The sequence below is a fragment of the Embleya sp. NPDC005575 genome, assembly GCF_040605455.1.
Lineage (GTDB): Bacteria > Actinomycetota > Actinomycetes > Streptomycetales > Streptomycetaceae > Embleya.
The window spans coordinates 35,085-59,875 of record NZ_JBEXCV010000039.1 but is presented as its reverse complement, the minus strand read 5'-3'; the positions used below and the strand labels follow the sequence as shown (position 1 = coordinate 59,875).

Here is a 24,791-nt window from a genome sequence, read left to right as displayed (position 1 = left end):
CGGCCCGCAGCCGCGCGCCGGCCAGGCCAGGCGCGCGGGCCAGCGGCATCAGATCGTGCGCCTCGACGGCGGTGTGCTCGGCCAGCGCCCGGCGCAGCGCCGGCGCCGAGCCGGAGAACGCCCCGACGTGCAACATGGTCAGGCTGCTCAGGCCGGTCGGCTCGGTCATCCGGTCGTGGTCCCGCGCGGACCGCGCGTGCGCCGGCGCAGGGCCTGGCCGCGCTGGGTCGCCTTGAAGCCCACCAGCCGCCCGCCGACCCGGACCGCCTCGCCCACCCGGCCGCGGGCCACCGGCCGCTCCAGGCAGGCCTGTTCGTACCATTCGACCAACCGGGTGGCCTGACCGTCCAGCGCGAATCGCTCGTGCACCAGGTCCAGCGACCACGTGCCGATCCGCTCGCGCTCGGCCTGGTCCCGCAGCAGCGCGGTCAGTTGGCCGACCAGCGGGTCCTGCTCGACCGGCACCCGGCCCGCGCCCAGGCCGTAGAAGCCGAGCGCGTCGAAGTCGCCGATCGTCTCCGGTGTCACCGCTTTGCTGAAGCCCTGCTCGCCGACCACGACGGTGGGCTTGCCGAAGGCCATCCCGCGCAGTGCGGAACTGCCCATGCCCACCACGACGTCCGCCAGTGCGTAGGCCGGACGTGGATCCGCCATCTCGCCGGTCAACACGATCGCGCGCCGACCCAGGTCACCGTTGAGTTCGGCGGCCCGGGCCTGGAGTTCGCCTTCGATCGAGCCGCCGCCGACCATCACCAGCCGCAGCCCGGGCATCTCCGGGGCCAGCCGGGCGACGGCGTCCATGGTGCGTTCCAGGTGCTCCTGCTTGAGGTGCCTGGCCAGCCGTGACACCACCACCACGGTGGGTGCCGGTTTGAGCAGTCCGTGCTCGGCGGCGAATGCTTCGACGTCGACCTCCGGCGAGCCGTCGGCCGCCGACGAGGTGATCGGGTGGTCGATCGCGGTGTCCACCGGCGGCTCCAGCAGGTGCACCCGGGCGCCCTCCAGGCCGCGCAGCTCGCCGGTCTCCTCGTACAGCTCGCCGTAGCCGACGGTCAGCGGTACGCCGGTGCGCGGGAAGTACGGCGGCAGGCTGCCCATCGACATGATGGTGCCCAGCACCGGTGTGCCGCGCGGCACGAACACACCCAGGAACGCCTCGACCAACGGCCAGTATTCATAGGTGTGCACGACGTCGATCCGGTGCCTGCGCACCGCCGCGGCGATCGTGCGGGAGACCGCGGGCGAGGGTCTCACATGCGCCCGCTCGGGCAGCGCGAGCAGCGGCAGCCCGGCGGCGGCCACCCGTTGCCGGAGCGGGCCCTGACGGCCCATCACCCACACTTCGTGACCCAGGTCGCGGACCGCGCGGGCCAGATCCACGGCGTTGATCGAGCTGCCGCCGAGTTGCATGTCGTGCGGACACACCAGGATGCGCACGGCCGGTCACCCCTCCCAGGTGTGGTCGACGTAGACCGGCGCAGCCAGCACCACCGCGCGCGGCGGGGTGTCCAGCTCGGGCCCGGCCACGTCGAACTGTTTCGCGGGATGCCACGTGGTCAGCGGGTGGCCGTCGCGGTCGTACACCCCGATCCACAGGGCGTATCGCCCACGCGGCAACGGCAGTCGGTCCAGGGTGCACCTGACCCGGTTGCCCGACCGGCCGAACTGCACGTCGCGGCGGGTGGTGAAGACCGGGCTCGCGGTACCTTCGGTGACGCCGATGTGCACCGTGGCGGGTCCGCGGTGGTCGCCCGTGAACTCCGCCTCGACCACCATCGACCGGTTCGTGGTGGGGCCGGCCGTGTCCACGCCGCGCACGTCCACGAAGGTGGTGCGAATCGCCTCGTCGGTGCGGGTACGCGCCTCGGTCTCCTCCTCGACGCTGTCCCGATACCCGCGCAGCGCCTGCCGGATCGGGCCGTCGGTGCGGATCTCGCCCTGCTCGAGCCAGATTCCGCGGGTGCAGATCGACTCCACCGACGCGAGGTCGTGCGAGACCAGTACGAGCGTGGTGCCCTGTTCCAGCACCACCCGCATGCGGTCCAGACACTTCTGCTGGAAGAGCGCGTCGCCGACCGCCAGCACCTCGTCGACCAGGAGCACGTCCGGTTCCAGGAACGCGGCGACCGCGAACCCGAGTCGCATCTGCATACCGGAGCTGTACCACTTGACCTGCCGGTCGATCGCGGTGCCCAACTCGGCGAAATCCACGATGTCGTCGAACCGGTTGGCCACCTCGGCCCGTTTGAGGCCGAGCAACGAGCCGTACAGGAACGCGTTCTCACGGCCAGTCAGATCCGGGTGGATGCCCGCTCGGACCTCGATCAGGGCGCCGACTCGGCCACGCACCTGAAGTCGGCCGGCGTAGGGGTACATCACCCCGGTGAGCATCTTGAGCAGCGTCGACTTGCCCGACCCGTTGGAGCCGATCAGGCCGACCGCCTCGCCGGGGTCGATGTGGATGTCGATGTCGCGCAACGCCCAGCGCCAGTCGGCCTGGTCGCGACCGGAGATCTTGCGTGCGATGCGGCCCAGGTTGTCCCGCAGGAGCATGCGCTGACTGTCCGCGCGAAATCGTTTCCACAGGTGCTCGGCCCGGACGGTGCCCAGCGGCAGGGTGCCCGGCTTGGCCGGTGCCTTGGTCGTCGTGAGGCTAGGCGACATCGGCGATCCCCGCTTCGAGCTTCTTGAAGATCTTGTATCCGACGATCAGGAGCACGGTCGCCGATCCGGCGGCGGCGCCGGTGAGTTCCCAGTCGGGTTGTTGTCCGTACAGGATCGACCGCCGGTAGCCGTCGATCACGGCGGCGAGCGGGTTGAAGATCACGTACGGGAGCAGCCAGTCCTTGGTGATCTGGTCCATACCGTAGGCGACCGGGGTGGCGAACATGCCCATCTGCATGAGCAGGGGCAACACGTGTCGGATGTCGCGGAAGTAGACCACCGCCGCGGACAGCACGAGCACGACGCCGAGGGTGACCTCGAACTGGATGAGCAGCAGGATCGGCAGCGCCCACGCGGTGGCCGCGGGCGGCGTGGTGTACGCCGCGAACAGCACGACCAGTACGGAGGAGGCGATCAGCATGTCCACGGTGGCCACGATCACGGTGGCGAACGGGAAGACCTCACGTGGGCAGTAGACCTTGTTCAGCAGCGGCCCGTTGGACACCAGGGACGAGGAACCCTGGGTCACCGAGGACATGAAGAACGTCCACGGGAGCAATCCGAGGTAGCTGAACAGCGGGTAGGGCACGTCATACTTGTGCGCGGTCTCGCTGAGGTTGCCCACGCGCTGGAAGACGACGGTGAACACCAGCATCAGCAACACGGGCGTGATCACCGCCCACGCGAAGCCGAGAACGGCTTGTTTGTAGCGGGCCTTGAGGTCGCGCTCGGCCAGGGTGCGCACGAGTTCGCGCGAGTGCCACAGCTCGCGGATGCCTCGGACCAGGCTGGTGCGGCGCTTGAACTTGAGTTCCGGCGGTGGTCCCTTGATCTCGGGGTCGGGTGCCTGTGCCGCGGCGATCCGGCCGGTCCCGCTGCCGACGCCCGCCGTGGGCGCCGCATGTCGTCCGGTACCGGTGCGACTGTCGATGGTCGGCGTGGTCGCTCCCCCGTGGCCCGCGATGGGCGCTCCTTTGACGTGTGTTCGGTGGTCGGCGGGTTCGTCGACACTGCCGCCCGGCCGCGCGTGCCGGCCCATCCGGCCGACATCGTCGACCCGGCCCATGCCGTCGCCGGGCATGCCGACGGCACCCCCCACATACTCCCCCACGGACTCCCCCTCCCTGGTTCGACAACAACCTTGGCACATGCGATCTCCCCACGAGTCGCATTCGGCCGTACGGGACTCGGCGCTCCCGCTCTACTTCTTCTCCTCCACGCGGTCTCGGCGCGTCATCGGCTCCGCTCATCGAGCAGCGCGATCCACGCGTCCACCACGGTCTCCATCGCGTGCCGTTCCAGGCAACGGGCCCTGGCCGCTCGCCCCATCGCATCCCGGTCGCTCAACACCCGGCGGATCGCGGCGAGCAGCGCCTGCGGGTCCCCGGGGTCGGGACCGACGTCGGCGAGCGCGCCGGTGACCCCGTCCACGACCACGTCGCGCACGAAGCCGACATCGGTCGCCGCGGCCGGGATCGCGCTCAGGCCCGCCTCGACGAGCACGCCCGGGACGCCCTCGCTGGTGCTGGACAATACGAGCATGTCGGCGGCCCGGTACACCGGGCCCGGGTCGGCGAGGTTGCCGGTGAAGGTGACCCGGCCCGGTACCCGTCGTTCGGCAAGCGCCTCCAGGGCCGGCCGTTCGGGGCCCTCTCCGGCCACGAGCAGGCGATGGCCCAGGGCTTGACGGTCACTCAGGTCGCCCGTTCCGGTCGCGGGCTCGGCGCCCGCGAGCAGCCCGAACGCCTCGATCGCGAGCGCGACCCGCTTCTCGCCGGCCAACGCGCCGACCACCGCGAGCACCGTCGCCTCCGCCGGCAGCCCCAACTCGGCCCGGGCCTTGGCCCGATCGCTTTCGTTCGGCGGCAGGAATCGCTCCGGTCGGCGGCCGTTGGGAATCGCCCGCACCCGCTCGGGCGCCAACCGGTAGGTGCGCAGCAGAAGATCACGCCCCATCGGCGACACCGACGCGATCGCCGCCGCGCGGCGCAACATCAGTCCGACCCGGGCCCGCCGCAGCGCGTCCCTGGCCCAGTGTCGGGGATCGCCGATGTTGACGTAGACGAACGGCGTCCCGGCGCCCGCGAGTGCGATCCCGCAGGCGTCCAGTGTGGTCGAGCCGTGGGCGATCACCAGGCCCACACCCGCCGCGCGCCGGCGCAGGGCGCGCAGCGTGCGCGGGTGCAGCCGGCCCGGCCCCAGGATCGGGATGTCCATCTCCCCGGTGCCGGCGAGCGCGACGATCGACGACGCCCGGCCCCGCTCGCGCAGCGCCGCGTCCAGGTCGTGGGCGAACGCCTGTGAGCCCCGGCGTCGGGGGTCGGTCACGACGTGCAGGACCGCACGCCGGTCCGTCGGTGTCCCCATGAGGTGACAGGTTGTCACGAATCCCGCCCCGCCGGGGGCGTATCGATGACATGCTCAGCCGTGTGGGGTGGGGGCGCCCTGTGGGCGGCGGCTTGCCGGGGAGTTGGCGGGGATGGCAGAGGTGATGCAGTGCACGTGCTCCAGGTGATCGACAGCGTGGATCGAGTCGGTGGCGCCGAACGGGCGGCGGTGGCGATGGCCCCGCAGTTGATCCGCAGGGGGATCACGCTGGACATCGCGTATCTCTTGGATCTGGACGGTTTTCAACCGGAGTTGGCCGAGGCCGGCGTGTCGCTGTTCGGCGTGCATCGCGGATCGCGGGCCGGCTCGGCGCGCGGGCTCGCGCGGGTGATCCGCGATCGCCGACCGGATCTGGTGCACACGACCCTGTACGAGGCGGACATCGCAGGGCGAATCGCCGCCGTGGCGACCGGTGTTCCGGTCGTGTCCAGCCTGGTGAACACCTCCTACGGCGCGGAGATGCGCACCCAGCCCGGGATTCGGCCGTGGAAGCTGCGTGCCGCCCAGGGCTTGGACGCGGCCAGCGCGCGCGGTGTGCGCCGCTTCCACGCGCTGACCGAGCACGTGGCCTGCGTGATGTCCCGCCGGCTCGGGGTGCGCCGCTCGCGGATCGAGGTGGTGCCGCGCGGGCGCGATCGCGAACTGCTCGCCGCCGCCCGGGATCGCCGCGAGCTCACCCGGGCCGCGCTGGGCATCGGCACGGACGTCCCGGTCCTGGTCACAGCCGCCCGACAGGAGTACCAGAAGGGCCTGGACGTGCTGATCACCGCGTTCGCCCGGGTTCGCCGCGAGGTCCCGGACGCGGTCCTGCTGTTGGCCGGACCGGACGGGAGCCGGACCGAGTCGCTGCGCCGACTGGCCGCCGAGACCGGCGGAATCGGGGATTCCGCCGGCGGGGCCGAGCCCGTACGGTTCTTGGGACACCGTGACGACGTGCCCGATCTGATGGGCGCGGCCGATGTGTTCGTGCTGCCCTCGCGCTGGGAGGGGCTGGGCAGCGTGCTGATCGAGGCGATGGGGGTGGGGACGCCGATCGTCACCAGCGACCTGCCCCCGGTGCGCGAGATCACCGGGGCGGGCGACTGTGCGGCGCTGGTGCCGCCGGACTCGCCCGAGGCGCTGGCGACTGCGCTGGTTGCGGCCCTGACGGAGCGGGAGAAGACCGCGATGCGCACGGAAGCGGCGTATCGACGTTTCGGCGAGGAGTACACGATCGACAGCGTTTGCGACCGGATGGTCGCGTTCTATGCCCGGGCCATCGACCCACGAGCCGGCCGTGACGTGTCGTCAGGTCCGGTGCGGTGACGGCCACGCGAACACATCCGGTTGGATCTCGACGGAACCTCCACACTTCCGGCACAGTCCCGGGACCGATCGGCACCGCGAGTGCTCTACGTTTGGCCTGCCCCGCGGTCTGTGCGCAGGGCGGCAACTCGAACCGGAGGGGGACCGGTGGAAACCTCTAGCTACTTCTCCGTTCTCCAGCGCCGTTGGCCGCTGGTACTCGCGTGTCTCGCGATCGGACTGCTCGCGGGGTTGATCCTGACGCCGTCGGACCCCAAGGGCACGGGCAATCAGTGGACCAGCTCGGTCAACGTGGTGCCGGCGCCGAACTCGGCGAAGGAGTTCAATCTGGCGCCCGTACAACTGATGACGGACGGCGGTGAGGTGGCCCGCCGGGTGGCGAAACGACTGAACAACCCGGACCCGGCCGTCCTGGCGTCCAAGGTCACCTCGCAGTTGAACCCGGACCTGGGCCTGGTGCAGATCGCGGCCAAGGCGCCCAGTCGCAAGGCGGCCGAGGATCTGGCCACCGCCTGGGCGCAGGAGACCGTGGCCGCGTTCGCCGACTCGCAGCGCAAGACCCGGCAGGGTCAGGCGGACAGCATGACCGCCCAGTTGGACAAGCTCAAGACCGACATCGACGGTCTGGAGAAGAGCACCACCAACGCACCGGTGGGTAAGAAGGCCACGCTCCAGGCGGAGTTCGACGCCAAGCGCGGGCAGTACACCACGCTGGTGGGCCAACAGCAGGAGCTGATCAACCCGCTGAACGACCCCAAGGTCGAGGTGATGGACGGCCTCAAGAGCACGCCCGACTCGACCACGAGCATCCTGGCGCCGACTTCGCGTCCGCTGCGGATCGGCCTCGCGGCGGCGCTCGGGCTGGCACTCGGGTTGATCGCGGCGCTGATGGTGGATCGGATGGACGTGCGGCTGCGCGGGCGGATCCAGTTGGAGGACGCGTTCGGCCTCCCGGTGATCGCCGAGGTGCCGAGGGCGACTCGGCGTCAGCGCGCGGGGCATGCGGTGCTGGTCGCCGGTCGCCCGGACAGTCCGGTCGCGGAGGCGTATCGCACGCTGCGGTCGGCGCTGCTGCTGTCCGGGCCGCCCGGGCTGGCCTATCGGCTCAGCGGCACCGATCCGCGGCAGACCCGGGCCACCGCGATGCCGGTCCGGCGCATCAGCGACCCGGCGCCGGTGATCCTGGTGGTGTCGCCGCGACCGGGCGACGGACGCACCAGCACGGTGGCCAACCTGGCCGCGGCGCTGGCCGAGGCGGGCCGCTCGGTGCTGGTCCTGGACTGCGACTTCCGCAATCCGGCCACCCAGCTGTATCTGGGCGCCAAGCCCGGCAAGGGCATGTCCGAGGTACTGCTCGCCGAGCAGGAGATCAACCTCCAGGACGTGGTGCGCGGCACGAACATCCCCAATGTGCGGGTGATCACCGCGGGCGCACCGGCCGCCTATCCGGCCGCGCTGTTGCTGCGCGCGGGCGAGGTGGTGCAACGCGCCCGGCACCACGCGGACGTGGTGCTGGTGGACAGTGCGCCGCTGCTGTACGCGAACGACACCAACGACCTGGTGCAGCACGCCGACGCGATGCTGGTGGTGGCCCGCAGCGGCAACCTGACGGCCGATCAGGCGTCCCGGGTGGGCGAGCTGTTGACCCGTACCGGGGTGCCGATCGCCGGGGTCGTGCTGCTGGGGGTGGACCCGCAGCGGTCGATGGGCGGCGGTAAGCGCGGACCTCGCACGGGCACGGTGGGCCGGATCGGCTCGACCGCGGGCCTGGTGCTGCGCGGCCGCTCGGCCGAGCCGAGCCCGGTCGAGGACGAGGACGCCGAGCGTCCCGCGCCGAGCTGGGCCAAGCGCGGCGAACTCACCGAGGGCGAGCACGAATCGCCCGCGAGCGGTCGGGGTGCGCATCGCGCCGATGCGGTCGCTGAGACCGAGGACTCGGCCGACCCCGGCTTCCGGGTGCAGTCCGCGTCGGAGCGGGCGCTGCGCAACGGCGCCGGTGACGGCGCACACCTGGGGCCGCACTTCGACACGTGGTCAACCGTCGAACTCGGCTCGGAGGATCGCTGATGGGTGACCGCGTTCGCGTCCTGTGGCTCGCCAAGGGTCTGGGACGCGGTGGCGCCGAGCAGCTACTGGTCAACTGCGCGCGGCACCTGGACGGCGAACGCTACGAGGTCGAGGTCGCCTACGTGTTGCCGTGGAAGGACGCGCTGGTGCCGAACCTACGCGCACTGGGCATCACGGTGCATTGCCTGGGCGGCGGCCGGGCCTGGCCGCTGCGGCTGCGCGCGCTGTTGCGGGCGCGCGGGTACGGCCTGATCCACACGCACATGCCGGTCCCGGCGGTCGCCGCGCGGGTGCTCTCGCGCGGCGTGCCGATCGTGCATACCGAGCACAACCTGTGGCAGCGCTATCGGCGACCCACCCGGATCGCCAACGCCTGGACCTACCGGCGCAACAGCGGGGTGATCGCGGTCTCCGGCGCGGTGGCCGAGAGCATCGAGCCGGCCCGGCTGCGGCGCGGGACCGCGCCGACGGTGATCCACCACGGCCCGGACCTGGGCGACGCGTTCGCCGGCCCGGGCGCGCGGGAGCGGGCCCGGCAGGCGCTGGACCTGGACCAGGACGCGTTCACGGTCGGCACGGTGGCCAACTTCACGCCGAAGAAAGACCAGTTGGGCCTGCTCGACGCGCATGCGTTGCTGCGGGCCCGGCATCCGGACGCGGTCCTGGTGCTGATCGGCTCCGGGCCGCTGGAGGCGACGCTGCGCGAGCGGGCGAGCCGTCCCGATCTCAAGGGCTCGGTGGTCTTCACCGGTTCGCGCGGCGACGTGCCGACGCTGTTGTCGGCGTTCGACGTGTTCGCGCTGAGTTCGCGTCAGGAGGGGCTGCCGGTCTCGCTGATGGAGGCGATGACGGTCGGTCTGCCGTCGGTGGTGACCGCCGTGGGCGGTATGCCGGAGATCGTCACCGACGGGGTCGAGGGCACGGTGGTGCCGGCCGGTGATCCGGCGGCGTTCGCCGCCGCGTTGACGGCGTTCGCCGGCGATCCGGCGCGCCGGCGAGCGTGCGGCGAAGCCGCGGCCGAACGCTCCGACGCGTTCGATGTCGCGGGCGCGCAGCGGCGGATCGAGGACGTGTACGCGAGAGTGCTGGAGGGATCGCGGTGAGTGGGCAACAGGCAGGCGGTTCGCCGTTCACCGTGCGCGAGTTGGGCAAGCACGACGAGCCCCGGGTGTTGGCGCTGCTCGGCGACGCGTTGTCGGGCGGTCCGACCGGTGAGCGCACCTCGGAGTTCTTCCGGTGGAAGCATCGGGACAACCCGTTCGGCGCCAGCCCGGGCCTGGTCGCCGAGGCGGCCGGCCGGGTGGTCGCGGTACGGCTTTTCCTGCGCTGGGAGTTCGTGCTCGGCGGCGAGGTGATCCGGGCGGTGCGGGCGGTGGACACCGCGACCCACCCGGACGTCCAGGGCCGCGGCCTGTTCCGCCGGTTGACCACCGACCTGCTGGAGCGGATCGAGGTGGACACCTCGCTGGTGTTCAACACCCCGAACGGCAACAGCCTGCCGGGCTATCTGAAGATGGGCTGGCACGAGGTCGGCAAGGTACCGGTGTCGCTGCACCCGATCCGGCCGATCGCGTTCGCGCGCGGGCTCAAGGAGTTGCGCGCCACCGGTGATCTGTCCGGCACCTCGCAGTCCTGGAACTCGATCGATCCGGCGACCCGTTGCCGCTTCCCGACGGCTCGTCAGTTCTTCTCCGATGCCAAGGCCGCGGTGGGCTTCGACGAGTTGGTCGCCGAGGCGGACGCGGGCGACGCGGCGATCGGGCACGACAAGCTGCGCACCGCACTCACCGGCGACTTCCTGCGCTGGCGCTACGGCGACGCGCCGGGCCTGGACTACCGGGTGGTGGCCTCGTACAAGAGCGGCGAGTTGACCGGCGTGGTGTTCGGCCGCCCGCGGCTGCGCGGTCCGCTGGTCGAATTCACGCTTTCCCAGATGGTGGTGCGCCCCGGCGATCGGGACACCGCACGCAAGCTGTTCTCCGGGGTGGCCATGTCCGGCTGCGACCACGTCGCCACGCATCTGGCCCGCGGCTCCGAGGCTGCGCGGGCGGCCCGCTACGCGGGATACGCGACGCCGCCGCGCACCGGCATGCTGCTGGTCGCACGGACCGTGCATCCGCATCCGATCGACGTCCACGACCTGCGCTCGTGGCAGCTCTCCCTGGGGGACTTGGAGGTCTTCTAGCCATCCGGAGGGAAGCCGCCGGTCCGGCCCCGAGCCGGCTCCCACCGCCGCCCGCCCGACGCCGCACAGGTACGCCGTCCCGCAAGGAGCTCCGTTGTCGTCCCGTCTTGCGCCGTACACCCGGTGGGTGCCTCCGTCGCGACTGCCGTGGGGTTCCCTGCTCGCGCTCACCGCGGTGGGCGGCTACGTCTCGGTGTTCGCGTGGGCAATGGAGTACCGCCCGTACGACACGTGGGGCGCGCTGATCGTCTTCCCGCTGCTGCTGACGATCAGTGTCCCGCTGTTGTCCCGGTTCTCGCGGGACGAGCCGCCGTGGGTACGCCGACTGGTGATCGGCGCACTGGTGGCCAAGCTGCTCGCGTGCTTCGCCCGGTACTGGATGTCCTTCGTGCTCTACGAGGGCCGAGCCGACGCGGCCACCTACGACCTGGTCGGGCGGGCCATCGCGCCGCACTTCCGGGACGGCGACTTCACCGTGGACATCGGCCGCAAGGTGATCGGCACCGGTTTCATCATGATCGTCACCGGGATCGTGTACGCGATCGTCGGGCAGTCGCTGCTGGCCGGCTACCTGGTCTATTCGTGGCTGGGGTTCTGGGGCCTGTACCTGTTCTGGCGCGCGTTCAACGTGGCCTATCCGGACGGCGACCGGCGCCGCTACGGCAAGCTGCTGTTCTTCCTGCCGTCGCTGCTGTTCTGGCCGTCCGGGATCGGCAAGGACACCTGGATGATGTTCACGCTGGGCATGGCGGCCTACGGTGTGGCACTGCTCCTGGTGCGCCGGCGCGGGGCGTTCGTGTTCCTGATCCTGGGGACGGTGGGCACCACGATGGTGCGCCCGCATGTGACGGTGCTGCTGCTGTGTGGGCTGTGTGTCGGCTACCTGCTGCGCAACCGGCCGCAACAGGCTTCCGCGCTGGGCCCGTTGCGGGCCGGGTTCGGGATTCTCGTGCTCGGGGTGGGCTGTGTGCTCGCGCTCCAGCAGGTCGGCACCTTCTTCGGGACGCCGGGCATCGGGGCCGCGCAGGCCAACCAGGTGATCGCCAAGACGCAAACCCAGACCGCGCAGGGCGGTTCGGCGCAGGCGGTGGATGATTCGGCGGCGCTGTCCATCTCGCCGGCCGCGCTGCCGCAATCGCTGGTGACCGTGCTGTTCCGGCCGTTCCCGTTCGAGGCGCACAACATCCAGGCCCTGGTGGCGTCGTTCGAAGGCGTCGTATTGATGGGCCTGTTCGTGGTCGCGCTGCCCCGGTTGAAACGTATCCCGGGTCTGCTGATCCGAAGACCCTACGTGGCCTTCGTGATCGTCTACACGCTGGTGTTCGCGCTCGCGTTCGCGAACATCCGCAACTTCGGCATCCTCACCCGCGAGCGGGTCCAGGTGTTCCCGTTCGTGCTGGTGCTGCTCGCGGTGTCGAAGCCGGATCGGACCGATACCGACAAGGGTGGGAGTTCGGAGCGCAGGCGGCGGCGGACGATGGGGCGGCACACGCCGTCCTCCGCGGCCGATGCCATGAGTGGGGAAGCGAGTTCGACCAGTCCGGGGTATCCCGGTGAATCCAGGGGGGATGCGGTATGGCGGTGACCGGCAAGCCGGCGGTGCTCGGTGGGGATGCGATGTTCCCGGAGGGCCTGCCGCTGACACGCGTGCAGGTGCCCGAGCGGGAGGAGTTGACCCGGCGGCTGGACGCGATCCTGACCAGTGGTCAATTGACCAACGGGTCCACGGTGCGCGAGTTGGAGGAGGCCGCGGCGGCGCAGTTGGAGGTGCCGTACGTGGTGGCGGTGTCGAGCTGCACGAGCGGGCTGATGCTCGCGCTGCAGGCGCTGGGGGTGAGCGGTGCGGTGGCGATGCCGGGATTCACCTTCTCGGCCACCGCGCACGCGGCGCACTGGGCGGGGGCGACCCCGGTGTTCGCCGAGGTGGACCCGGACAGCCTGACCCTGGACCCGACCGACGCGGCGGCGCTGCTGGCCGAGTCGGGCGCGTCCGCGTTGATGGCCACGCACGTGTACGGGACGCCGTGTCGGGTGGAGGAATTGGCGAAGGTCGCGGCAGACGCGAACGTGCCGATCGTCTACGACGCGGCGCACGCGTTGGGCAGCCGGCGCGCGGGCACGCCGATCGGCGGCTTCGGCGCGGCGGAGGTGTTCTCGCTGAGCCCGACGAAGGTGGTGATCGCGGGCGAGGGCGGGTTGGTCGCCACCCGTGACGAGGGGCTGGCGCAGGCTTGCCGGCTGGGCCGCGGCTACGGCAATCCGGGCGACTACGACTGCCTGTTCCCGGGCCTGAACGCGCGGATGTCCGAGCTGCACGCGGCGCTGGCGCTGGTCTCGCTCCGGGGCCTGCCGGAGCGGGTGGCCGCCCGCTCGCACCTGGTGGGGGTGTTCGCGGAGGCGGTTCGCGATGTGCCGGGACTGCGGCTGCCGGCGCTCGCCGAGGGCGACCTGTCCACCTGGAAGGACCTGACCCTGATCGTCGACCCGGATGCCTTCGGCCTGGACGTGCCGATGCTGGCCCGGGCGCTTGAGGCGGACGGGATCGACTCGCGCCGCTACTTCCACCCGCCGGTGAACCGCCAGAAGGCGTACGCGCACCTGCCTTCGCGGCCGTTGCCGATCACCGACGACGTGTCGTCCCGGGTGCTGACGCTGCCGCTGTGGTCGCAGATGGACGAGCCGACGATGCGCCGGGTCGCGGACGCGGTGGTCCGGGTACACGAGCATGCCGGCGAGGTACGGTCGGCCTCGGCCTGAGCAGCCTCACCGCCGGGGCGTGTCCGGCGGATCCTGGTGGACCCGCCGAGATCCCGCTGGACACGCCCTGTTGCCGGCCGGTGTGAATTCGGCCCGGCCGGCGTTTGAGGCCACTGGCGCGGGGCGACCGTCGGGAGATGGTGGCAGGCCGATGGCTGATCGCGCTGCGCGTGGCCGCAGGTGTCGTGGTCGTGCTCGCGGTGGTGGTGCTCACGGCAGCGGGCACCGCGCGAAGCACCGTGCTCAACCGGGCCTTCTACCAGGCGGCCCTGGACGACGAGCGCGCCTACAACCGAATGTACGACGAGGTCCTGGTCGACCCGGCGGCCGAGCAGGTCACCCGGGACCTGCTGGCCCGGATCCCGGTGCCGCCGTCCGTGATCACCGCCAACCTCAAGAGCGTGCTGCCGCCCGCGACCCTGCGCGGCATCGTGGACGACCAGATCGCCAACACCATCGGGTATCTGCGCGGCGAGCAATCGAGGCTGCGGCTGACCGTGGACCTGCGCCCGGTGCTGAGCAACGTCGGCGACCTCGCCGAGCTCTACCTCGGCGATCTGATCGCCAACGTGCAGGGCCACCCGTCGGCGGACTTCGCCGCGTTTCGATCCGGCCTGGATGCCACCCTCGACGATCTGGCCGCCGGGCGCCGCCCGGCCGACTTCCCGACCTTCGCATTGGACGCCGCCGGCATCGCCACAACCACCGACGCGCTGGTTTCGATCGTGCCCGCGGACGCCGCAACGCAGGTGCGCGCCCAGGTCACCGCCGCACTGGGCACCGGCGACATCGCGGGCGCGCTCGCGGTGGTCGGGCCGTATGTACTGGGTGGCAGCACCGGTTCGGCCCGTTCCGACCTGGCCGCCCGTACCGACGACGGACAGTGGGACGTACTCCCCGACCTGGAGCACGCCGGCCTGAACCCGAGCAGCCTCTCGACCGCGCGCACCTTCACCAAACTGGCACTGGGCCCGGTCCAGGTACTGGCCACCGTGCTCGGCATCGCCGCGGTGGTCCTGCTGTGGTTCACCGGGCCGCGATCCTGGTCGCGTCGGGTGCCCGCGATCGCCTGGGCGCTCGTGGTCGGCGGGGCGCTCTCCGGGGCGCTCGTCCTGCTCATCCGCTCACGCCTGCCGAATGTGTTGGCCGAGCCCGCGCCGAGTTGGCCGCACTCGGTCAACTCGCTGGTGGGCGACGTCCAGCACGCCGCGATCTCGTCGCTGACCGGCGTCGGCCTGTTCGCCGCGCTGGTCCCGCTCGTGCTGGGCCTGGCCCTGGTCGCGGGCGCGTGGAGTTGGCGGCGGGCGGCCGCGCGCCGTGCGCTGAACCTGCCGCCGCGGCACCGGATCGCGATCGCCGCGACGGTGGGCGGATTCGCGCTGGCGGCCGTGGTCCTGGGCGCCACCGTGGTCCCGGTCGCGGCGGGCAAGGTCGAGGAGCGGCACTGTCTGGGCTCGATCGAGCTGTGCGACCGCCGCTACGACGAGGTCGCCTACCTGACCACGCACAACGCGATGGCCACCACCGCCGACCGGTTCATCGGCCCGCTCCAGGATCCGGACATCATCGCGCAGCTCAACGCGGGCGCCCGTGGGCTGCAACTGGACACCTATACCTGGGAGTTGCCGGAGCAGGTCCAGCCGCGACTGAGCGTGTCCGGCTTCGCGCCGGACATGCAGGCCGAGGTCCTGCGCCTGATCGACCTGGCCAACCCACCGCGCCCGGGCCTGTGGTTGTGCCACGCGCTGTGCCGCGCGGGTGCGATCACGCTGGCCCCGACGCTGCACAGGATCGGCGCCTGGCTGGACGACAATCCCGGGGAGGTGGTGACGCTGATCCTGCAGAACGACATCACCGGCGAGCAGACCGAGCAGGCGTTCCGCGAGGCGGGCGTGGAGCGGCTGCTGTACACGCCGTCCCCGGATCCGGCGGCGAGGTGGCCCAAGCTGGGCGAGATGGTCCGCGAGGACAAACGCCTGGTGGTGTTCGCCGAGCAGGGCGGCGGTCCCGCGCCGTGGTACCGCAATTTCTACGAGTACGGCATGGAGACGCCGTTCGCGTTCGCCTCCCCCGCCGAGATGTCGTGCCTGCCCAACCGTGGCGGCACCGACAAGCGGCTGTTCCTGCTGAACCACTTCGTCACCAACCTGGGTGGCAGCCGGTTGGACGCGGGTCGGGTCAACGCCCGGCAATACGTGCTCGACCGGGCCCGCGCGTGCGAGGCGCAGCGCGGGCGGCCGGTGAACTTCGTCGCGGTGGACTACGCCACGATCGGCGACGCGGCAGGAGCGGTGGAGGTGCTCAACGCGACGCGCGGCGGGTCGGACTGAGCCGAGGCGATACCGTCGGCGGCTCAGTCGAGTTGCTTGGCGAACGTGCTCGCGAGCGTGGCTATTCGATCGGGCGCCAGCGTCTCGGCGGAGACGAACAGCACCGCCTCGCCGGGGCCGTCCACGTTCAGCCGGACGACCGCGACGCCGCCCTCACCGACCGGGACCACCTGTTGCGGAGCGATCTTGGTCATCCGGGTGGCGAAGTCGCTCAGCGTGCCCACGCTCACGCCGGCATCACGCTGGATCACCGGCAGCGCCGGGTTGATCGCGGGACCGCGGCGCGCGGCCCAGGTGTCCACGTGGATCTCGACAGTGCCGACCTTGTAGCGACAGGTGACCTCGACGCCGTTGGATCGCTGCATCGCGGAGAGGTCCGAGCGCAGGTCGTGTGCCTTCGCGTCGTCGTCGGACCAGCCCTCGCTGCCGTCCGCGGCCGGATCGCCCGGGGCGACGGGCCCGTCGAGGTGGATCTTCGCGGTGGCCGCGGCGACGTCGAACGGCAGCGGGCATTGCGGGCCGCTCGCCCCGATCGGCCGGACCGCCTGCCGGAATTTCTCGACGTTCAACCGCTTCGACGACTGGGGCGGGACGTCGTCACCGTCGCTGCCGCACGCGCCGATTCCGGTGACGGCCAGCGCCCCCGCCGCGCATACGGCGAGGACCCGGCCACGAGGATGCTGCCTACGGCTCATTCGCGAAGCGTACTGAGCGTTCGTCAGCTGATCGTCATGTCATGGGAAAGACTTCGAAAGCGGCCGCGAACCGAGTGCCCAGGCGCGCGCCGGCCGCCCGGCCCATGCCCTCCAGGAACTCCCCCGCGTCCGCCATCTGCCCCTGGCCCAGCCCGGCCAGGTACGCCGCGTGCGCCTCCAGCGAGGCGACGCCGAGCGCGAAGTCCTCGGTGGTGTCCGCCGCGTGCCGCGCCTGCGGCGAGCCGCCCGCCCACACCGCGCGCACCCCGCCCCACGGCTCGTGCCCCTCGGCGAGCAGGTCGCGGAACACCCATCGGTTGCCCGCGTCGCGCACCGCGTCCACGACCGCCCGGCCCACCGCGATGTGGTCGGCCTGGTTCAGCGCGACGCCGCCCCAGGTGTCGCGGAAGTTGCCGGTGATCACGATCTCGGGCCGGTGCCGACGGACCACGCGGGACAGGTCGCGGCGCAGCGGCAGGCCGTACTCGAGCACACCGTCCGGGTAGCCGAGGAACTCGACCGTTTCGACGCCGACGATCCGCGCCGACTCGATCTGTTCGGCCTCGCGCAGCGGGCGGCACTCGTCCGGATCGAGTCCGTCGATGCCGGCTTCGCCGCTGGTGACCATGACGTACGTGATGTGCTTGCCCTGCCGGGTCCAGCGGGCGATCGCGGCGGCGGCGCCGTATTCGAGGTCGTCCGGGTGCGCGACGATGGCGACGGCGCGCTCCCAGTCCTCGGGCAGCGCCTCGTACGGTTCGGGCCGGGGTTCGGTGGTCATCGCATGGTCCTTCCCAGGTGGCCGCAGGGGCCGGTGCTACGCGGACGTCGTCATCCTCGCAGCGGCCGATAGGATTCGTATCCTCATGAGCGCCACGATCGTCGTCAAAGACCTTGCCGCCGGACACGGTGACCGTGTCCTGTTCTCCGGATTGGACCTGGTGATCGCCCCGGGCGATGTGGTGGGCCTGGTCGGGGTGAACGGCGCGGGCAAGTCCACCCTGTTGAGACTGCTCGCCGGCCTTGCCGAGCCGGAGGCGGGATCGATCCGGTTGAGCCCGCCGACAGGGTCGGTGGGCCATCTGCCGCAGGAACCGGAGCGGCGGCCGGGCGAGACGGTCCGGGCGTTCCTGGCCCGGCGTACCGGTGTCGCCGCCGCGCAGGCCGCGCTCGACACCGCGACCGAGGGCCTGGTCGAGGGCCGCGCGGGCGCCGACGACGAGTACAGCGTCGCGCTGGATCGCTGGCTGGACCTGGGCGGTGCGGACCTGGAGGAGCGGGCCGAGGAGGTGGCCGCCGATCTGGGCCTGGCGGTGGACCTGGATCGCGAGATGACCGCTCTGTCGGGTGGTCAGGCCGCGCGCGCGGGTCTGATGTCGCTGCTGTTGAGCCGCTACGACGTGTTCCTGCTCGACGAGCCGACCAACGACCTGGACCTGGACGGTCTGGACCGGTTGGAGAAGTTCGTCACCGGGCTGCGGGCGGGCACCGTGGTGATCAGCCACGACCGCGAGTTCCTGGCCCGCACGGTGGACCGGGTGGTCGAGCTGGATCTGGTCCAGCAGCAGATCCGCAGCTACGGCGGCGGCTACGAGGCGTATCTGGCCGAGCGCGAGGTGGCCCGTCGGCATGCGCGCGAGGAGTTCGACGAGTACGCCGACAAGCGCGGCGACCTGGAGGCCCGGGCCCGGATGCAGCGCGGGTGGATGGACAAGGGCACCCGCAACGCGCGCCGCAAGTCCACCGACAACGACAAGATCAGCCGCAAGACCCGATCCGAGGCGAGCGAGAAGCAAGCGTCCAAGGCGCGGCAGACCGAGCGGATGATCGAGCGCCTGGAGGTGGTCGAGGAGCCGCGCAAGGAGTGGGAGCTGCGAATGGAGATCGCCGCCGCCCCGCGGGCGGGCGCGGTGGTGGCCACGCTGAACGGCGCGGTGGTCGAGCGCGGCGGCTTCGCGCTGGGTCCGGTGACGCTTCAGATCGACTGGGCGGATCGGGTCGCGATCACCGGCGGGAACGGCGCGGGCAAGTCCACGCTGCTCGCGGCGTTGCTCGGGCGGGCCGAGTTGACGGCCGGTCAAGGCGCGCTGGGCTCGGGCGTCGTGGTCGGCGAGGTGGACCAGGCACGCGGGCTGTTCCTGGGCGACCTGCCGCTCCTGGACGCGTTCTGCGCGGTGGTCCCGGACCTGCTTCCGGCCGATGTACGCACGCTGCTGGCCAAGTTCGGGCTCAAGGCGGCGCACGTGCTGCGCCCGGCTGCGACGTTGTCCCCGGGCGAGCGCACCCGTGCGGCGCTGGCGCTGCTCCAGGCCGAGGGGGTCAACCTGCTGGTCCTGGACGAGCCGACGAACCACCTGGACCTGCCCGCGATCGAGCAGTTGGAGTCCGCGCTGGAGTCCTACGAGGGCACCCTGTTGCTGGTCACCCACGACCGGCGGATGCTGGACGCAGTGCACATCACCCGGCGGATCGAAGTCGCGGACGGCCGGGTCACCGAGGTCTGATTGGTCGTTAGAATCCGAGGTCATGAACGAACTGCCGCCGGGCGCCAACCAATCCTTGCCGGGCGGCGTCGTGCGCGTGCGTGTGCCCGGTCCGTTCGACATCTCCGCGTTGATCACGGGTGAGGATCGACGGGTGTCCGGCGACGGGGACTTCGTCTTCTTCAACCAGCTCCGCGCACCCGGGGTGCAACTGGGCGGGGACACCGTCACGGTGGACCCGAGCGGCCTGCGGGCGGGCGCCACGCGCGTGACGGTGGTGATCAGTCCCGCCGACACCACGCACACCCTGGGCGAGTTGCCACCGCCGGCGATGACCCTCACCGGTGCGGGCGGCACGCTGCTGGCGCGGTTCACCCCGCCGCGGCCGCGCACCGAGACGGTGTTGTTGTTGGCGGAGATCTACCGGCGGGGCGCGGACTGGAAGGTGCGCGCACTGGGTCAGGGCTACGCGGACGGGCTGGCCGGGATCGCTCGGGACTTCGGCGTCGAGGTCGAGGAGGAGACGCAAACCCCGTCGGGGCTCACCGAGTTCCAGCGTGGGGTGGTCGAGCTGACCAACGTCGAACGGGCCCGGCAGGGCCTGCGCCCGCTTGCGCCGCAGGAACAACTGACGGCGTGTGCACAGGCGTTCAGTGCGGACATGATCAGCCGGGCGTTCTTTTCGCACACCGATCCGGACGGCCGCGAGCCGTGGGACCGGGCGGTCGCGGCGGGCTATGTGTACAGCCGGATAGGTGAGAACATCGCCTGCGGCCAGCAGAGCCCGGCCGAGGTGGTGCAGGGCTGGATGGATTCTCCCGGCCATCGCAAGAACATCCTCACCCCGGAGTTCACCGAGATCGGTGTCGGGTATGTCACGGGCGGCACCTACGGCACCTCGTGGACCCAGGTCTTCGGCACCCCGCGCTGACGCTCCCGGAGCCGGTGTCGGCGGTCGGCCCGATTGACCCGAATGGGTACAAAGCCGAAGCCGGCGCCGACACCGACCGGAACGTTGCCGTTCGGGTACGGGTACCGGGTCGGCCTGCCACGCCGAACCGGCAACCGGGTGCGAGGGGCCTCGATGACGGTGCGCCATACTCGGTTGTTCGAGGCGAGGGAGATCACGTGCAGCTTGAGTTGGATCCGCCTTACGGCGTAGGGCCGATCAAGATCGGCATGTCCATGGACGAGGCAGAGGCGGCTCTGCGCGAACTCGGAGGAGATCTGTCGGGACGCACTCGTGGGTTCGCCCACTTCGGTGCGGACCTCTCGATTCATGTGGTGAGCGACAAGGACGGGCTGGTCGAGGCGATCGAGGTGCACCGGTCCGAGGACGACTTCGCGGACACGGTGTTGTGTCTGGGCATCGATGTCTTCGGCGCGCCGGCCGTCGACGTCACCCGACTGCTCGGTGAACTGACACCCGTGCGGGTGGAGACCGAGGGCGCCTCGCTGGTGGCCCCGGACCTGCTGGTGGCACTGTGGCAACCGTTCGTGCCCGGACACGGCAACAACAACGGTGTGGTCGGCGAGGGCCTGTACTTCCGCACCGCGCTGGTGGCCAGTCCCGGCTACTACGACAAAAGCGGCCAGCACCGAGCGATCCGGACCGGTTGATCCGGAACGGATGACCTGCGATCGGGTGACTCGTATCGGGTGACCCGGTCACTTTCGAGGAATTCACCGAGCAGGTGGAGTCCGGGTGGGTCGCGACCGAGATCGAGGCGGGTGCGAGCGGCCGGTGCACGAGACCGCGTCGTGGCGCCTCGACGAACCGGATCCGTGGATCACCGCCGAGGATGTGCTCGGCGAGGTCCACGACATCCTCGATCGGTTGAACGGCCGGCCGGATTCCACCGCTCGGTGCCTCGCGGTGCTGGACGAGTCCCCGGCGGAATCCGGGCCGGGAACGGCGGCTCCGGCCCTCCTGGGCGAGGGATGGCCGCTCCGGCCGTCCCGGGCGGGCAACGGCGGCTCCCGCCGTCCCCGGCGGGTCACCCGACCTACCAAGGGGCAGCGTATGCACGCGCCCGAGACGTGGACCGCGAGGGCCACATCCGCTGCGGACGCTCGTCGACGGTATCGGCGGCGAACCGTGGCCGGGCCGGCCGGGGGCACGGCGCAGCCGCACGAGGCCGCCTTGGCCTCGCCCGCACGGGCCGCCGCAAGTACGTCGGGCACACGACCGCCCAAGACGGCTCGGAGTCGCCCGGAGGCCGCCCGAACGCCGCCGGTGGCCGTCCCGGAGTGATCCCGGATGGACGGTCGGCCGGGCCGCACCCGGCATCTGGGCGCTGCGCAGCGAGTGTGCCGCCGCGATCGGGACGGACGCGGTGCGTCACTTTTCGGCCATGCACGCCTACCGGGCCCGGTCGACCACCGATCCGGCGATTCGGCGATTCGGCGATTCGGGCCGAGATCGCCGCACGCACGGATCCGTGCGCGGCCGACACGGCGCGACACGAGGGCCGGGCGTGGGCCCCGGCGCGATGGCCCGGAAACGGCGACACGGACACCCCGCGCGGCCATGTGCCGCAGCGCGGTCGCACCACGGCGAAATGCCGGCTCCCGCAAGTTGCGGGAGCCGGCATCGAGTCAGCGCGCCGCCAGGATTCGCCCGCTTACCTCGCCGAATCCGATACGAGTGCCGTTCGGACCGGGGGCGGTAGCGGTGATCGTGACCTCGTCGCCGTCCTCCAGATAGGTCCGGGTGGACCCGTCCGGGAGTTTGAGGGGGTTCTCGCCGTTCCAGGTGATCTCGATCAGCGCGCCGCGCTGATCGAGATCGGGGCCGCTGACCGTGCCGGAGGCGAACAGGTCGCCCGGGCGCAGCGCCGCGCCGTTGACGGTCATATGTGCGAGCTGCTGTGCGGCGGTCCAGTACATCGCCGCGAACGGCGGCCGGGAGATCAGGTGTCCGTTGAGCCGGACCTCCAGGGCCAGGTCCAGGCCCCACGGTTCGCCGGCACGGTCGTCCAGGTAGGGCAGTGGCTCGACGTCGCGCGCGGGGGGTGCCACGCGCGCGACGCCGAGTGCCTCGAGGGGGACGATCCACGGCGACACCGACGTGGCGAAGGACTTGCCCAGGAACGGGCCGAGCGGGACGTACTCCCAGGCCTGGATGTCCCGGGCGGACCAGTCGTTGAGCAGACACACGCCGAACACGTGCTCGGCGAAGTCGCCCAGGCCCACGGGAGTGCCGAGTTCGGAGCCGACGCCGACCACGAAGCCGACCTCGGCCTCGATGTCCAGCCGGCGGGTGGGCCCGAACGAGGGCGCCGCGTCGGTGGGCGCCTTGCGCTGCCCGCTGGGTCGCACGATCGGCGTGTGCGAGACGACCACGGTGCCGGCGCGGCCGTGGTAACCGATGGGCAGGTGCTTCCAGTTCGGCGTCAGTGGCTCGGAGCCGGGTCGGAAGATCTTGCCGAGGTTGCTCGCGTGGTGCTCGGAGGCGTAGAAGTCGACGTAGTCGGCGACCTCGAACGGCAGTCGGAGCACCGCCTCCTGACGCGAGATCAGGTGCGGTTCGACGCTCGCCCGCAGGTCCGGGTCGGTCAGCCAGGTGGTGAGCGAGGCCCGCACCGCGCTCCAGGTCGCCCGGCCGGCCGCCATCAGTGCGGTCAGGCTCGGCGCGTCCAGCACGTCGGCCGGCGCGCCGACCGCGTGCGCCGCCGCGCCGGCGTCCAGCACGAAGTCGCCGATCGCCACCCCCACGCGCGGCCGATCCGGCTCGCGGTCGGTGGTGAACACGCCGTAGGGCAGGTTGTCGATGCCGTACACCGTGTCGGTCGGCAGCGGGACCCAGGTGGTGGGCATGGCGTGAGGCTCCTCGATCGGATCAGTCGCGGTGACGCGGGGGTTCGCCGAGCAGACCCAGGGTGAGCGCGTCCTGGAGCGGCTCGGCGACGCTACAGGTGCCGTACGAGGTCAGGTAGCCGCGCAGGCGGGTGCGCTCGGTCAGGGTCAGATCGTGCGCCATCCGGGTGAGTTCCGCGCTGTCGCGGAGCGCGAGTACGTCCGCGAGCGCGTCGGGTTCGGCGCCGGCGACGGCGTGGTGGGTGGCGAGCAACAGGTTGAGGTAACCGTGGTGCTCGAAACCCGTGGTCGGGTCGGTGTGCCGCACGGCGTTGTGCAGCCCGGCCGTGACCTTGAACGGCAGTTCGCGGATCCGGCACGCGTACACGAACGCGGCCAGCTCGGCCTCGTCCGGGAACGCGTGCGCGGCGGTACCGCCGGTGCGGAACTTGGGCCGCCCGTACGTGCCGGCGAGATTGTCCAGGTCAGCGTCGAGGCCCGCGCCTTTGAGGACCTCGACGTAGCCCGCCGTCATCTCCGGCAGGTGTTCGTGCAGCGCCGCGACCGCCTTGCCGATCTCGCCGTCGCCGGCGACCTCGATGCCCTCCAGGAACAACCCGGGGGTGTTCAGGATGGTGCGTACGGCGGGCCCCACGGTGGCGGGGCCGCCGGGGGCCACGAGCACGATCCGCAGTGGCGCGTCGGGATCGGCGAGGGCGAGCAGGTCGGGCACGTGTGCCGTGCCGACCAGGAAGTTGCGCACGAACGGTGCGAACCATTCGGTGCGGTACAGCCGGTGCGCGGGCACCGCTTCGGTCATCGGGGCGTTGCCGGGCGGGAACAACGCCGCGTCGTCCCACAGTCCGGTGAACAGTGCCTGGTACAGGGTCTCGGGGGCGTCGGTGGGTGCGCTCATGGTCGAGGCGCCTTCCCGGCCCAGGTCCACGCGTAACCCTGATCCTCGCTCGCGAGGCCACCCTCGCCGACGCCGAGCGGGCGGAAGGTGTCCACCATGACCGCGAGCTCGTCGAAGAACTCGATGCCGATGCTGCGCTCGTAGGCACCGGGCTGCGGCCCGTGCGCGTGCCCGCCCGGGTGCAGCGAGATCGAGCCCTGGCCGATCCCGGACCCCTTGCGGGCCTCGTAGTTGCCGCCGCAGTAGAACATGACCTCGTCCGAGTCCACGTTCGAGTGGTAGTACGGCACCGGGATCGACAGCGGGTGGTAGTCCACCTTGCGCGGCACGAAGTTGCAGATCACGAAGCCTTGCCCCTCGAACACCTGGTGCGCGGGCGGCGGCTGGTGGATCCGGCCGGTGATCGGCTCGAAGTCGGAGATGTTGAACACGTACGGGTACAGGCACCCGTCCCAGCCGACCACGTCGAACGGGTGGGTGGGGAACACGTAGCGGGTGCCGGCGATCTCGCCGCCCAGGCCGCGGTGCTTGACCAGTACCTCGACGTCGGTGCCCTCGGCGAGCAGCGGCTGGACCGGCCCGCACAGGTCGCGCTCGCAGAACGGCGCGTGCTCGAGCAGTTGGCCGAACCGGGACAGGTAGCGCTTGGCGGGCGTGATGTGCGAATTGGCCTCGATGCAGTACGCGCGCAGCGGTTCCTCGGTGCCGGGCACCCACCGGTGGGTGGTGGCGCGCGGCAGTATCACGTAGTCGCCGGGGCCGACGGTGAGCGCGCCGAACACGGTCTCCACCGTCCCGGAGCCGGACTCGATGTACACGCACTCGTCGCCGAGCGCGTTGCGGTAAAGCGGCGAGGGGCTGCCCGCGACCACGTAGGAGATCCGTACGTCGCCGTTGCCCAGCACCAGCCGGCGGCCGGTGACCGCGTCGACCGCCTTCCACTCGTTGTCCGCGAACAGCTCGTGCAGCTTGAGGTGGCGCGGCTTGAGCGGATGGTTGGCGGTGACGCTCTGGTCGGGGACTTCCCACACGCTCGCGTCGGCGATGGCCGACGGGATCGCGCGGTGATAGAGCAGCGAGGAGTCGGAGGAGAAGCCCTCCTCACCCATCAGCTCCTCGTAGTACAGGCCGCCGTCCGGGCGGCGGTGCTGGGTATGCCGCTTCGGCGGCACCTCGCCCACGCTGCGGTAGTACGCCATGACT

Annotated in this window: 19 protein-coding genes; 10 read left to right on the top strand and 9 right to left on the bottom strand. The window is 71.3% G+C overall.

Annotated elements, in window-relative coordinates; translation table 11 throughout:
• Positions 1–165 precede the first annotated feature (165 nt).
• From ABZS54_RS16100 to ABZS54_RS16085, 4 genes are all read right to left on the bottom strand, one after another.
• The gene (locus tag ABZS54_RS16100) at positions 166–1,437 is read right to left on the bottom strand and encodes a glycosyltransferase family 4 protein (RefSeq protein WP_355535291.1); all 1,272 of its coding nucleotides are present in this window, start codon (positions 1,435–1,437) and stop codon (positions 166–168) included.
• A 6-nt stretch (positions 1,438–1,443) separates the two neighbouring features.
• Complete coding sequence (locus ABZS54_RS16095; protein ID WP_355535288.1) at positions 1,444–2,664, bottom strand: ABC transporter ATP-binding protein; 1,221 nt, start codon at positions 2,662–2,664, stop codon at positions 1,444–1,446.
• The gene (locus tag ABZS54_RS16090) at positions 2,654–3,775 is read right to left on the bottom strand and encodes an ABC transporter permease (protein WP_355535285.1); all 1,122 of its coding nucleotides are present in this window, start codon (positions 3,773–3,775) and stop codon (positions 2,654–2,656) included. The genes ABZS54_RS16095 and ABZS54_RS16090 overlap by 11 nt, the downstream gene beginning before the upstream one ends.
• A gap of 122 nt (positions 3,776–3,897) precedes the next feature.
• The gene (locus ABZS54_RS16085; RefSeq protein WP_355535282.1) at positions 3,898–5,031 is read right to left on the bottom strand and encodes a glycosyltransferase; all 1,134 of its coding nucleotides are present in this window, start codon (positions 5,029–5,031) and stop codon (positions 3,898–3,900) included.
• A 129-nt stretch (positions 5,032–5,160) separates the two neighbouring features.
• On the opposite strand from ABZS54_RS16085, the gene ABZS54_RS16080 reads away from it, so the two are divergent.
• The 7 genes from ABZS54_RS16080 (at position 5,161) to ABZS54_RS16050 (ending at position 15,696) form a co-directional block, all read left to right on the top strand.
• Positions 5,161–6,357: a glycosyltransferase gene (locus tag ABZS54_RS16080; RefSeq protein WP_355535279.1), complete on the top strand. Its 1,197-nt coding sequence runs from the start codon at positions 5,161–5,163 to the stop codon at positions 6,355–6,357.
• A 147-nt stretch (positions 6,358–6,504) separates the two neighbouring features.
• A complete protein-coding gene (locus ABZS54_RS16075; RefSeq protein WP_355535276.1) occupies positions 6,505–8,424 on the top strand; it encodes a CpsD/CapB family tyrosine-protein kinase in 1,920 nt (639 codons plus the stop codon).
• Entirely contained in the window at positions 8,424–9,527 is a 1,104-nt protein-coding gene (locus tag ABZS54_RS16070) for a glycosyltransferase (protein ID WP_355535273.1), read from the top strand. The genes ABZS54_RS16075 and ABZS54_RS16070 overlap by 1 nt, the downstream gene beginning before the upstream one ends.
• Positions 9,524–10,609 (top strand): GNAT family N-acetyltransferase, encoded by a 1,086-nt coding sequence (locus tag ABZS54_RS16065; RefSeq protein WP_355535270.1) that lies wholly within the window; start codon positions 9,524–9,526, stop codon positions 10,607–10,609. Before ABZS54_RS16070 ends, ABZS54_RS16065 begins: the two co-directional genes overlap by 4 nt.
• Positions 10,610–10,703: 94 nt before the next feature.
• Positions 10,704–12,194 carry a hypothetical protein gene (locus ABZS54_RS16060; protein WP_355535268.1) on the top strand — a complete coding sequence of 497 codons (1,491 nt, stop codon included), beginning with the start codon at positions 10,704–10,706 and terminating at the stop codon, positions 12,192–12,194.
• A complete protein-coding gene (locus tag ABZS54_RS16055) occupies positions 12,185–13,366 on the top strand; it encodes a DegT/DnrJ/EryC1/StrS family aminotransferase (protein ID WP_355535265.1) in 1,182 nt (393 codons plus the stop codon). The genes ABZS54_RS16060 and ABZS54_RS16055 overlap by 10 nt, the downstream gene beginning before the upstream one ends.
• A gap of 137 nt (positions 13,367–13,503) precedes the next feature.
• A complete protein-coding gene (locus ABZS54_RS16050) occupies positions 13,504–15,696 on the top strand; it encodes a hypothetical protein (RefSeq protein ID WP_355535262.1) in 2,193 nt (730 codons plus the stop codon).
• Between the two features lie 23 nt (positions 15,697–15,719).
• On the opposite strand, the gene ABZS54_RS16045 is transcribed toward ABZS54_RS16050, so the two are convergent.
• The gene (locus ABZS54_RS16045) at positions 15,720–16,391 is read right to left on the bottom strand and encodes a hypothetical protein (protein ID WP_355535259.1); all 672 of its coding nucleotides are present in this window, start codon (positions 16,389–16,391) and stop codon (positions 15,720–15,722) included.
• Positions 16,392–16,425: 34 nt separating this feature from the next.
• Positions 16,426–17,172, bottom strand: coding sequence for a PIG-L deacetylase family protein (locus ABZS54_RS16040; RefSeq protein WP_355535256.1), 747 nt, complete (start codon positions 17,170–17,172; stop codon positions 16,426–16,428).
• Positions 17,173–17,257: 85 nt separating this feature from the next.
• Here ABZS54_RS16040 and ABZS54_RS16035 point away from each other — a divergent pair, with 85 nt between their 5' ends.
• The 3 genes from ABZS54_RS16035 to ABZS54_RS16025 all read left to right on the top strand — a co-directional run bounded on the left by ABZS54_RS16035 (position 17,258) and on the right by ABZS54_RS16025 (position 20,494).
• Positions 17,258–18,895: an ABC-F family ATP-binding cassette domain-containing protein gene (locus tag ABZS54_RS16035; RefSeq protein WP_355535253.1), complete on the top strand. Its 1,638-nt coding sequence runs from the start codon at positions 17,258–17,260 to the stop codon at positions 18,893–18,895.
• 22 nt (positions 18,896–18,917) lie between these two features.
• On the top strand, positions 18,918–19,805 hold the full coding sequence (locus tag ABZS54_RS16030) for a CAP domain-containing protein (RefSeq protein ID WP_355535250.1): 888 nt from the start codon (positions 18,918–18,920) through the stop codon (positions 19,803–19,805).
• A 197-nt stretch (positions 19,806–20,002) separates the two neighbouring features.
• Entirely contained in the window at positions 20,003–20,494 is a 492-nt protein-coding gene (locus ABZS54_RS16025; protein WP_355535247.1) for a hypothetical protein, read from the top strand.
• 978 nt (positions 20,495–21,472) lie between these two features.
• Here the strand turns inward: ABZS54_RS16025 and fahA are convergent.
• Genes fahA through ABZS54_RS16010 form a run of 3 tightly spaced genes read right to left on the bottom strand, consistent with a single transcriptional unit; the run spans position 21,473 to position 24,787 of the window.
• Positions 21,473–22,693, bottom strand: a complete 1,221-nt coding sequence (gene fahA, locus ABZS54_RS16020; RefSeq protein ID WP_355535244.1) for a fumarylacetoacetase — start codon at positions 22,691–22,693, stop codon at positions 21,473–21,475.
• A 22-nt stretch (positions 22,694–22,715) separates the two neighbouring features.
• Positions 22,716–23,588 carry a hypothetical protein gene (locus ABZS54_RS16015; RefSeq protein ID WP_355535241.1) on the bottom strand — a complete coding sequence of 291 codons (873 nt, stop codon included), beginning with the start codon at positions 23,586–23,588 and terminating at the stop codon, positions 22,716–22,718.
• Positions 23,585–24,787: a homogentisate 1,2-dioxygenase gene (locus tag ABZS54_RS16010; RefSeq protein WP_355535238.1), complete on the bottom strand. Its 1,203-nt coding sequence runs from the start codon at positions 24,785–24,787 to the stop codon at positions 23,585–23,587. Before ABZS54_RS16010 ends, ABZS54_RS16015 begins: the two co-directional genes overlap by 4 nt.
• Between the last annotated feature and the right edge of the window lie 4 nt (positions 24,788–24,791).

Bases quoted from the DNA above. Each gene is read 5' to 3' on its own strand.
- ABZS54_RS16095 (WP_355535288.1), bottom strand. From the start codon at position 2,664: ATGTCGCCTAGCCTCACGACGACCAAGGCACCGGCCAAGCCGGGCACC.
- ABZS54_RS16085 (WP_355535282.1), bottom strand. From the start codon at position 5,031: ATGGGGACACCGACGGACCGGCGTGCGGTCCTGCACGTCGTGACCGAC.
- ABZS54_RS16070 (WP_355535273.1), top strand. From the start codon at position 8,424: ATGGGTGACCGCGTTCGCGTCCTGTGGCTCGCCAAGGGTCTGGGACGC.
- ABZS54_RS16055 (WP_355535265.1), top strand. From the start codon at position 12,185: ATGGCGGTGACCGGCAAGCCGGCGGTGCTCGGTGGGGATGCGATGTTC.
- ABZS54_RS16050 (WP_355535262.1), top strand. From the start codon at position 13,504: ATGGTGGCAGGCCGATGGCTGATCGCGCTGCGCGTGGCCGCAGGTGTC.
- ABZS54_RS16045 (WP_355535259.1), bottom strand. From the start codon at position 16,391: ATGAGCCGTAGGCAGCATCCTCGTGGCCGGGTCCTCGCCGTATGCGCG.
- ABZS54_RS16040 (WP_355535256.1), bottom strand. From the start codon at position 17,172: ATGACCACCGAACCCCGGCCCGAACCGTACGAGGCGCTGCCCGAGGAC.
- ABZS54_RS16035 (WP_355535253.1), top strand. From the start codon at position 17,258: ATGAGCGCCACGATCGTCGTCAAAGACCTTGCCGCCGGACACGGTGAC.
- ABZS54_RS16030 (WP_355535250.1), top strand. From the start codon at position 18,918: ATGAACGAACTGCCGCCGGGCGCCAACCAATCCTTGCCGGGCGGCGTC.
- fahA (WP_355535244.1), bottom strand. From the start codon at position 22,693: ATGCCCACCACCTGGGTCCCGCTGCCGACCGACACGGTGTACGGCATC.
- ABZS54_RS16015 (WP_355535241.1), bottom strand. From the start codon at position 23,588: ATGAGCGCACCCACCGACGCCCCCGAGACCCTGTACCAGGCACTGTTC.
- ABZS54_RS16010 (WP_355535238.1), bottom strand. From the start codon at position 24,787: ATGGCGTACTACCGCAGCGTGGGCGAGGTGCCGCCGAAGCGGCATACC.